The 1,002-nt window shown below is 67.3% G+C and carries 2 protein-coding genes; both read right to left on the bottom strand.

Annotated features, from left to right (window positions below; genetic code table 11):
- Nucleotides 1-62: 62 nt before the first annotated feature.
- Nucleotides 63-569, bottom strand: a complete 507-nt coding sequence (locus ACFXGI_RS38835; protein ID WP_384717837.1) for a hypothetical protein — start codon at nucleotides 567-569, stop codon at nucleotides 63-65.
- 10 nt (nucleotides 570-579) lie between these two features.
- Nucleotides 580-1,002, bottom strand: a 423-nt coding sequence (locus ACFXGI_RS38840; protein ID WP_384717840.1) for a hypothetical protein, incomplete at its 5' end; no start/stop codon positions are given.

Consider the following 1,002-nt stretch of genomic DNA (forward strand, 5'->3'; position numbering starts at 1 on the left):
GCATAGGGAAGGGCGGCGAACCTTCTTGGGGTTCGCCGCCCATCGTGCTGCTGCGGGGTGTGTCAGCGGGTGATGTAGAAGGTGCGGTCGGCCATCTCGATGCCGTCGGGCATGTTGTTGGCCGCGTCCGCGACGGCGCCGTAATCGGCGATGTGCCCGTCGGCGGTCGCATGGAAGAGCGTGGACATCTCCTCGCACTCCACGGCCATGGCTTCGGCCTCGTCCTTGCACGACCACATCACGGTCGCCGCTTCCCGGTGCTCGTTGACAGTGGACTGGTCGACGCTGAGGGCGGCGGCCTGGTCAGCAAGCCTGTCGACCGACTTCGCGCAGTCCTCCACGTACTTGAAAGTGGAGCGGATCTGGTTGGACAGGCCCGCCATGGTGGCGCTGGCGGCGGTCAGCTGCGCCACGACGATGCCGAACCTGACAGCGCCGACGACCAGGGAACCGGTCTTCACCAGAGCTTCGCCGACGCTGAACGACCCAGCTCGAACACGGGCGTCACCGACGCCGAACGTGCCGACCGGCATGTAGGCGTCATCGATGATGGGGATGAGATCAGACATGGTGGTCCTCCTATTCGACGTGGTAGTCGCGCTCGGCGGGGGCGGCGTGTCCGGCGTCGCGGACGGCGTCGGCGAGCGGTTTGTGGCGGCGCTCGGCGTTCTCGCCGGCGGTGCGGATGGACTCGGAGGCCGCAGGCAGCTTCGCGGCCAGGGCCTCCGCCTTCGCCTTCACGCTGACGGCCTTCTCGGCGAGGATCAACACCCAGCCCTCCAGGACGCCGGGCACCTTGAGGTCGACGATCTTCTCGTGCAGGGCTTCCAGCCGCGTCATCATCTTCTCGCAGCTATCCGCGGCGGCGCGGGCCTCGTCGACGCCCGCCATGATCTCCTCGGCCATGTCGGCGTCGGATTCGATGACGTCGTAGATCGTCAGCTCGCTGTCCGCGTACTGCGTGTTCGGTGCCTTGGTCGGGACGGGCACGGTCACTACCTG

It is taken from the genome of Streptomyces sp. NPDC059355 (assembly GCF_042752335.1).
Lineage (GTDB): Bacteria > Actinomycetota > Actinomycetes > Streptomycetales > Streptomycetaceae > Streptomyces.